Here is a 7,423-nt window from a genome sequence, read left to right on the forward strand (position 1 = left end):
GGGGTACGTGGCACTGGCCTTCGACCTCCACGGCGGACGCTACCTGGGCGACCCCGGACAGATGCTGGCCCGCTGCCTGCCGCTGCTCGCCGATCCCGACCGGATGCGCGACATCGGCCGCGCGGCACTCCGGGTGCTGCGCGCCGAACCGCGCACCGACCCCGAGCGGACCGCCGCCGTCGGCTACGGCACCGGGGGCGCCGTCGCCCTGGAACTCGGCCGCGCCGGCGCCGACCTGCACGCGATCGCAACGGTCAACGCAACGACCACCGGCCGACCGGGCGAGGCGGCCAACATCCGCTGCCCGGTGTGGGCCGGCGTCGGCTCCCAGGACCCCATCATGGCGCCCGCGCAACGCGAGGCGTTCACCGCCGAGATGCAGGCCGCAGGCGTCGACTGGCGCCTCACGATCTACGGCGGCGCCCTGCACGCCTTCCACCACCCCCCGGTCGACCACCCCACCGTCCCCGGCGTCGGCCACCACCCACGCCACGCACAACGGGCCTGGCGCGACGTCCTCGACCTGCTCACCGAGTGCCTGCCCGTGACCCCGGACCCGGCACACGCCCCGGCACACGACCCGGGCAAGCACACCGGCCCCGGACACTGACAGCCCCTCCCCCTCGACTGCACACAGCGGAACCGCACACGGACCAACCCACGATCGCGGAACCGGAAGCGCGTTCGCGACCGCCGCAGCAAACGCCCGGCTCCGCCGTGGCGGAGCCCCCGCCGTGATCGTCGCGACCCGCGGCGGCGCGCTCCGGCCGACGGAGCCAGGTGTGCGCGTCCACCCCGGCGGCGCCGAACCGCGGGAGGTCGCGACCATCGGACTCGGGGGGCGGGGCCGCGCTGCGGTGGCCGCACGCCCGGGCCGTACCCCTCCGCGCGGATCAACCGCAACTCCCTCACGACCCGGGGGACGGATACCCACCGACGGACCCGGCGCCGCCCCACCCGCCCGCCCGCCGGGGCGCGACGCCTCCCGCCCCCCTTTCCCGCGACCGACGACCCGCCACCGGCGAAGACCCCGGGCCCCGGCGGCGCGGGCGGGGCGGACACCGGCACCGTCGGCCGGAAGCCGTCCGCCGTCCGCCGTCCGCGACGCGATCGGCCGGCGGCAGCGCCGGAGCCGGATCGAAGGCGATCCCGCGATCGGCATCGAGCGGCGGCCGGCACTGCCGCACCGCACCGAGGCTCTCGCGGAGAACCGGACCGCCGCCTGGTGGCGCCTCGACGTCGCACCGGACGAACGGTCAGGACCACGTGCGACGGGACATCGCCGTACCGCCCCGGACGATCCGGTCCGCAGGTGGCGCGCTGTCGCGCCGACCGTGCGGACGCGCGTCGGCCGGTGGGCGCGCCGGGGCGGGCGGTGCTCCGGGACGGGCGGCGCTCCGGGACGGGCGCGCAGTTCCGAGAGGGCCCGCGCGCCGCCACCGCCAGGCGCTCACCCCCGCCCCCGGAACCGGCCCGCGATCCGGATCCCGGTGTGCGCCGTGCCGTCGCCGCCCACCCCGAACTCCCCGCAGCGCGCCGCGACCCGCTGACCGAGGACCCGGACGTCCTGGTCCGCAACGAGATCGCCTGCCGCGCGAACACCCCGCCGCAGCCGCGGGCGCCGCTCGCGGCAACCCCGACGACGCAGGATCCGACCGAGGCCTTCCTCCTTCGCAACCGCCGCCGCACCTGCCCCCGCCGGCCCCTGCCCCGCCCTCGCGCACCGGGGAACTGGCACAGGCCCTCCCCGCCCGGGCCGGCCCGCGGGGCGGGCCGTGTGGTTCTACTTCTTGCCGCTGTGCTGCAGCCAGGTGGGGCTGGTCGCGATGGCCCTGAGCTGGTCGAGGGTGAGGGGCGGGGTGGAACGGCCGGGCTCGGCCTTGGCCGTGTTCCTGCGGACCGCGGTGTTGAAGGCCCGTACGACGACCCTGGTGCCGTCGGGGTGCAGTATCTCCACCGACCACCGGACCGACCCGCTGCCGGACATCGGTGCTCCCTGCTGGACCACCAGCCTGCTGCCGTCCGGAAGGACGGTGGAATAGTCGTACCGCGGGTCGGGGGCACCGGCGGGCTGCTTGGCGACGTAGACCTGGACCTCGCTCTTGCCCCTGCCGTCGTCGACGTTGAAGCTGGCGAAGCCCTCCCCCGTGCTCGCGTCGGCCGGGGCGAGACCGGCGGGCAGCAGGGTCGCGGCCACGGCCAGGACCTCGCCCCCCTCGGGGTGGGCCTCCGCACTCGGCGGGACCGCGTCGGGATTCGCCTGCGCGGGCCGCGTCAGGACGCTCGGCGACGGGACGGGCGACGCGGCGCTGCTCGGGGCCGCCGGCGCCTCGACCGAACCGCCCGACCGGGCGGGGGCGGCGCCGAGACCGGCGGCGAACACGCCGCCCACGCCGATCACCGCGACCGCGGTGACACCTCCCGCGAAAGCGGCCGTCCGACGACGGCGCAGCGCGCGCCCCCGGGCGGTCACCTCGTCGAGCCGGGGGCCGGTGGTGGGCCGGAAGCTTTCGCCGACCGCCGAGAACGCGTCGCCGAGGACGCCCTCGAAACGCGGGTCCGCGCGGTGTTCCTCTGCCATGGGTGCTACGCCTTTCGATCCGTCGAGGACGGGTGACGGGTGGTGGTGTCAGCGGGTGATCAGGTCGCCGAGGCGGTCGCCGAGCAGTGAGCGCAGTCGCCCCAGCGCCCGGTAGCTCTGTGTCCGTACGGCTCCCGGGGTGGACCGGAGGATGTCGGCGGTCTCCTCGACGCTGCGGTCCTCCCAGTAGCGCAGGACGAGCACCGCCCGGTCCCGGTCGGAGAGCTGGGCCAGGGCGTGGATCAGCACGAGCCGCAGGTCGCTGTCGCCCGTCACGCGGACGGGAAGGTCGGGGAGCTCGCCGACCGGCCGCTCGGTGCTGCTGCGCAGGCGGTGGTGGCTGAGGAACCGGCGCACCAGGACGCTGTGCGCGTAGGCGGTCGGGTTGTCGATCCGTTTGCCGGTGGAGATACCCGGCAGCCAGGTCGTTCGACGCCATATCGCGTGCATCCGCGCCAGGGTCTCCTGCACGAGGTCCTCGGCGAGATGGGTGTCGCCGCCGGTCAGCATGCAGGCCGAGCGGTACAGCTGGTCGAAACGCCCGAGGGCGAACTCCCGGAACTCGCTGTCCTCGCTGCGGCGGGCGGCACTCCTGCGGTTCATCGTCATCCCTTGCTCCGACACCCTTGCGGGTCCAAGGACGCGGTGACCCCCCGCGGGTGTCACACCCCGGTTCCCCAGCAGCTTCGGGCGACGCCGTTCGGCACCCGAACGGGCGGGTACGACGGCGGCCCCGGGGAGGATCGGCGGGCACCGGCCGTCCTCCGCCGTCCGGCCCGGTAACCGCCGCCCGCCTCTCCACCGGCCCCGTCCGCGTGAAGCGGTCCCGGCCCCGGCCCCCGGCCCCGGCCCCGGCTCCGGTGTCCGGAGCCGACGCACCGCCCCGCCCCGCACCGCGCCGCGCCCGGGCCTCGGCCTCCCGCTCGCGCTGCCGCCGGTGCCGTGCGTGGCACGGCCGCCGGCGGACACCCCGGCGCCGGTCCCGCTCCCGCCGCCCCCAGGGGACCCGTACTCCTCGCTGCGCGCCCGGCACGCGGGACCGGCCCGGCACACCGCGGGCCGGCTTCAATCACGAGTCGTGAGTCAGTTGTTCACGAGTTCGGGAGGCACGCCGAACCACGGACGGGTGATGTTCACGAGTTCTGACGTCACCGGGGTGCTTGCCAAGCCAGCATCGGGAGTGCTCATGGTGAAGGGCCCTGGTCATGCCGCAGATGTCGAAGGTCGAGCTGTACGCCGCGATCCGGCGCGACCACCGCGACGGCATGAAGCTGCGGGAGATCGAGCGCACGTACAACGTGTCGTGGCGGACGATCAGGAAGGCCGTGGACTCCGTCCGGCCGGAGCCGCGGAAGAAGCTCCCGCCCCGGGCCACCGCGCTGGACCCGTACAAGGCGGTGATCGACGGAATCCTGCAGGCCGACCTGGACGCGCCGCGCAAGCAGCGGCACACGCTCACCCGGATCCTCCACCGCCTCGTCGAGGAGCACGGCGCCGACATCTCCTACCAGCAGGTCCGCCGCTACGTCGCCGACCGCAAGCCGCAGATCCTGGTGGAGTCGGGCAAGGCCCCGACCGGGGCGTTCATCCCGCAGACACACCAGCCCGGCATGGAGGCCGAGGTCGACTTCGGCGACGTGACGGTGAAGCCCGCCGGCGCATGGGTGACCTGCTCCGCTACACGCTCGCCACCAAGCTGCTGAACAAGCTGGTGGAGGCCGCCGACGAGAAGCAGCCGAACAGGAGATCGCCCGCTACGGCCGCGTCGACCTGCTCTGCACCGATGAGCTCGGCTACATGGAACTCGACCGCCGAGGCGCCGAACTCCTCTTCCAGGTCCTCACCGAACGCGAGGAGAAGAACAGCGTCGCCATCGCCGCCAACGAGTCCTTCGGCGGGCTGGGCCAAGACCTTCACCGACCCCCGCCTCTGCGCGGCCATCGTCGACCGCCGCACCTTCAACGGCACCGTCATCGAGACCGGCATTGACTCCCACCGCCTCGCCAGCACCCGGGCCCGGGCCCAAGCACCCGCCAAGGTCGGCTGACCTCAGCGCCCCGACAGGCGCGGCCCGTCACCCGCACGGGTGACGGGCCGGACCGCTCATCCGAAGCTCGTGCCCCGGGACCAGACTTGCTGGACCGTTCGATAGTCGATGACGGCTATGTCCTCCTGCTGGAGAACATCACGGGCCTGCTGCGAAGTCAGGAACTCGTAGTCTGTCCGGCGCACGGACCGGCCACCGTCGACGGCCTGCGACTCCTCGTCGCCCAGACCGGGGTGCACCGCCCATTCATTGAGTCCCGCAGGCAGGTCGCGCAGCATCCGGGCGTATCGTTCAGCCTTCCCTTCGAGGCCCAGGGAGAAGCTGTCCAGAAAGTCGTTGTCGGTGACCGGCAGCCCGCGTTCGCGCATCGTCCGGCGCCCGGGATCGAGCCAGACCCGGACTGCGAGGCCGTACTCCGCGGCCAGCACAACGGTCAGGTCGAGGATGTCGTCGCGGCCGCCGTCGGCCAGACAATGGAAGTCCAGATGGGTCGGCGCGAGTCCGGCGTCGGCGACGGCGTTGATCTGGGCGCGGAACTCGAGTTCGATCTCATCGAGCCGAGCCTGGCCGAGCAAGGCCGCCCGTCCGGCGGGCGACGGTGAGAACAGCTCGCCTGCAGGGTCCAGCAGTGAAGGAACTCGTTCCCTGGCGGTCAGCGGCCCCCACGGCATGTCGGGCATCTCGCACACCAGGGTGAGGTGGATCCCGAACGGGATCCGCGGGCGTCGGCTGAGCATCTCCAAGGCCTGCGGCGCTGCGGGACACGGGACCATCAGGCTGCATGAACTCGCGATGCCCTCTTCGATCGACTCGATCACCGCCGCGTTGATCGCCGGATACATCCCGAAGTCGTCGCAGTTGACGATCAGCAGCCGCGCACCAGGTGGATACCCCAGTAGCTGACTCGACTGCTCTGCAGGCGCGACGGCCGCGGGATCGGTGGTTTCATCCATGTCCGCAGTCTGAGACCCAGCCGGACGTCACGCACCGGAATTCGACCGCCCCGAGGCGACACCGCCGTCAATTCTCGCGGACATCCACGAACTTGCCGAGCACCAACTGCCGCCGAAACCGGCGAACAACCGCTGCTGCTGACCGTGAACGAAGCCCGCCCCCGGTACTCACGCGGCCGTTCCCCGGACGCCCCCGGCGCCCCGAGGACCGGTCCCCGGCCGGTACGCGGCGGCCCCGGTCGGCGGCCCCGGTCGGCGGCCCCGGTGAACGGCCGGGCCCCCGTCGTGGCCGCGGGCCGTGTCGTCAGCCGGGCGCACCGGACGCCCGCAGCGGGCACCCGGTGCCCACCCGCGCGGCGAGTTCGGCACGCAGGACCGCGAGTTCGGCCATGCGCGCGTCCACGACACGGATCTTCTCCTCGAACAGCGCGGACAGCGCCCCGGCGGTGTCCGCCGCCCCGCGCAACTCCTCACCGGTGCGCGCGATCTCCGCCAGGGAGAACCCGAGCGCCTGCGCGGTGCGCACGTAGCGCAACCACTCCACCGCCCCGGGCGAAAAAACGCGGTACCCGTTGGCCGTACGCCCGGACACCAGCAGCCCCGACTTCTCGTAGAAGCGGATCGTGTCCCTCGTCAACCCCGTCCGCGCGGCCAGCTCCCCGATACGCATGCCCCGGCGCCCCTCCCGGATCGTGGACTTGACCCTGGACCGTACTCCACTGTCCAGCATGGGAGGCCACCGACCCCGACCACCCGGAGCCCCGCCGTGAACCGCCCCTGCGCCCCCGCACGTCCCTCCTACCTGCGTGTCGTACGCGCCAGCGCCTGGTACGACCTCGCCGTCACCGCGGGATTCGCGACACCCTGGACCTACACACCGGTCCACCACGCGCTCTCCTCCCTGGGCGACAGCCTCGGCTGGGGCGTCCTGCCCGCACCCGATACGTGGCAGACCCTGTACGCCAACCTGATGGGCTCGGTCGTGACCGTCTGGGCCGCCCTGCGCATCGTCCGGCCACTGCCCCTGCACGGACTGCTCGACGCCGTCGCACGCGTCCTGTTCTCCTCATGGATGGCCTACGCGCTCGCCCACGGCGCCCCACGGATCCTGTGGCCCTTCCTCACCCTCGAAATCGCCTGGGGCATCACCCAGTTGGCACTGTGGCCGCGCACCGGACGCACCCGCCCGGTGGCCGGCCCGGCGGCCGACCGCACCCACCCGGTGGCCGGCCGCACCGACAGGTACCCGCTCGACACACCCAACCGATAACACCCACCCCCCTTGCGACACCGACAGCCCCCGCACCGCCACCCCCGACACACACCCCACCGCGCCCACCGGGCCCACCGCGCCGGGCGCGGCACGGGGGCGGGGCGGCACCGGCGGGGGCTGTCCGCACGGGGGCGCACCAAGCCGGGGCCGGCCTTCTCCCCCGCCCGGTCGACGCCCCCGCCCGGCCCCGTCGCCGAGCGGCTGCCGGAGCACCCCCCGGTCGCGCCGCCCGGACCCGCCCACGGCACCGCTCGCGGCACGGCTCGCGGCACGCACCCCGCCGCACCCGGCCACCCCCACGGGCAGCAGACCCCCCTCGCCCCGGTCACCGAACCCGCCGGACCGGCAGAGCCGACCCCGACCCGACCCGCCCGGGAACACCGCGGCGGACACCGACCGGACCGGACCACCGCGGGCCGTCCCGCTCCACCACGCCACCACGGCCGTCGCCGGCCTGCGACGGCCCACCGGAGCGGGACGGCCCGCGACACCGGACGCCGGTGCCGGCACTCTCCGGCCAACAGGCGCAGCACGAACGAGCGGGCGCGGCGAACGGACGGGCGCAGCGA

The 7,423-nt window shown here is 74.2% G+C and carries 7 protein-coding genes and 1 pseudogene; 4 read left to right on the forward strand and 4 right to left on the reverse strand.

Features of this window, described 5'->3' with window-relative positions; all coding sequences use genetic code 11:
* Positions 1-610, forward strand: a 610-nt coding sequence (locus tag BI06_RS31235) for a dienelactone hydrolase family protein (RefSeq protein ID WP_043473832.1), incomplete at its 5' end; no start/stop codon positions are given.
* Between the two features lie 1,173 nt (positions 611-1,783).
* Here BI06_RS31235 and BI06_RS31240 read toward each other — a convergent pair.
* A complete protein-coding gene (locus tag BI06_RS31240) occupies positions 1,784-2,581 on the reverse strand; it encodes a hypothetical protein (RefSeq protein ID WP_043473835.1) in 798 nt (265 codons plus the stop codon).
* 48 nt (positions 2,582-2,629) lie between these two features.
* Positions 2,630-3,184: a SigE family RNA polymerase sigma factor gene (locus tag BI06_RS31245; RefSeq protein ID WP_030394315.1), complete on the reverse strand. Its 555-nt coding sequence runs from the start codon at positions 3,182-3,184 to the stop codon at positions 2,630-2,632.
* 602 nt (positions 3,185-3,786) lie between these two features.
* On the opposite strand from BI06_RS31245, the gene BI06_RS31250 reads away from it, so the two are divergent.
* Positions 3,787-4,284 carry a transposase gene (locus BI06_RS31250; protein WP_051742308.1) on the forward strand — a complete coding sequence of 166 codons (498 nt, stop codon included), beginning with the start codon at positions 3,787-3,789 and terminating at the stop codon, positions 4,282-4,284.
* Positions 4,251-4,628 (forward strand): annotated as a pseudogene (locus BI06_RS46920) (ATP-binding protein); the annotation flags it as partial. The gene BI06_RS31250 and the pseudogene BI06_RS46920, both read left to right, overlap by 34 nt.
* Before the next feature lie 56 nt (positions 4,629-4,684).
* On the opposite strand, the gene BI06_RS31260 reads toward BI06_RS46920, so the two are convergent.
* Both BI06_RS31260 and BI06_RS31265 read right to left on the reverse strand, forming a co-directional pair.
* A complete protein-coding gene (locus tag BI06_RS31260; protein WP_043473841.1) occupies positions 4,685-5,581 on the reverse strand; it encodes a polysaccharide deacetylase family protein in 897 nt (298 codons plus the stop codon).
* A 304-nt stretch (positions 5,582-5,885) separates the two neighbouring features.
* The gene (locus BI06_RS31265; RefSeq protein WP_030394318.1) at positions 5,886-6,251 is read right to left on the reverse strand and encodes a MerR family transcriptional regulator; all 366 of its coding nucleotides are present in this window, start codon (positions 6,249-6,251) and stop codon (positions 5,886-5,888) included.
* Between the two features lie 96 nt (positions 6,252-6,347).
* On the opposite strand from BI06_RS31265, the gene BI06_RS31270 reads away from it, so the two are divergent.
* A complete protein-coding gene (locus tag BI06_RS31270) occupies positions 6,348-6,851 on the forward strand; it encodes a hypothetical protein (protein ID WP_051742312.1) in 504 nt (167 codons plus the stop codon).
* Positions 6,852-7,423: the final 572 nt, after the last annotated feature.

Origin of the sequence: Kitasatospora sp. MBT66, assembly GCF_000710405.2 — a bacterium.
Taxonomy (GTDB): Bacteria; Actinomycetota; Actinomycetes; order Streptomycetales; family Streptomycetaceae; genus Kitasatospora; species Kitasatospora purpeofusca.